Raw genomic sequence first — 1070 nt, forward strand, 5'->3', positions numbered from 1 at the left:
GGCGCCGGGTGGCGGCGCCGTGGCAGGCGGCGTCCACCGCCCGGAGCGCCAGCAGGGCGGCGGGCGGGACGAGTTGCAGGAAGTAGTGGCCGTAGAAGTGGTAGCCGACCGTGACGCCGGCGGCCGAGGCGAGCAGCCACGACCCGATCGTACGGCCGGTGCCGGGTGCGGTTGGGCGGGCGTCTTCGTGCGGGACTGATGGGCGCCGAGTCGCGCGGCGTCCGCGGTGCGTCCACCACGGCGCGTCCCGCCGGATCGCCGGTGCCACGAGGAGCACGAACGGCGCGAAGGCGGTGAGCAGGAGCAGCAGGTTCGTGGCGGCGTGGGTGAGCACCGCGGTGGCGTCCGGCGGCGCGCCCGCGTACGACCCGGAGGACGCGAACACCCAGAAGACGAAGGGTCGTACGCCCAGGGCGAGGGCGCAGATCACCAGCGGCGCCGCGACGCCTGCGGCCAGTGCCGCGCCCTCGCGCAGCCGGCGACGACCGGCCAGCACCTGCAGGGCCAGCGGCAGCAGCGGAGCGAGTCCGACCTGCTTGGTCAACGTGGCGATGCCCACCGCCAGTCCGGCGGCGAGGTAGCTGCGCCGCACTCCGCAGTACAGCGCCAGCGCGGTGGCCGGGAGCATGAAGATCTCGAAGGTGGCGGCCATGGCGTCCGGCGGGGGCAGCGCGGTGGACGCCGCCACGGTGAGTGCGCCGGCCGGCAGCGCGGCCCAGTCGCCGATCATCCGTGCCGCGAGCCGGGCGGTGACCACCGCGGTCAGGGCGAGCGCGGCCACCGCGAGCAGGCGTACCAGCCGCAGGGCGTCCGGCCCGGCGATGGCCGCGCATCCCTCGTAGAGCCAGGGGAGCAGGGGCGGTTTGCGGTCGACCACGTCGCCGTACATCCGGCCGCCGTGCCGCAGCGCGTCCGCCTCCGTGGCCAGGTAGCCCTCGTCGGGGCTCCAGAACGGCCGGCGGAAGGAGGGCGCGCGGGCCGCGCCGGACAGGGCGAGCAGCAGCACGGCCTGGACGGCGGGCCGCCGGGTCCAGGCGGTCGGGGCGCCGCGCCCGGCTCGGCGGCGCGGG

The 1070-nt window shown here is 77.1% G+C and carries 1 protein-coding gene; it reads right to left on the minus strand.

Annotation, left to right across the window (positions count from 1 at the left end; genetic code table 11):
• On the minus strand, positions 1 to 1070 hold a 1070-nt coding region (locus tag GA0115240_RS14810; protein ID WP_176725083.1), incomplete at both ends, for a glycosyltransferase family 39 protein.

Origin of the sequence: Streptomyces sp. DvalAA-14 (assembly GCF_900091855.1) — a bacterium.
Lineage (GTDB): Bacteria > Actinomycetota > Actinomycetes > Streptomycetales > Streptomycetaceae > Actinacidiphila.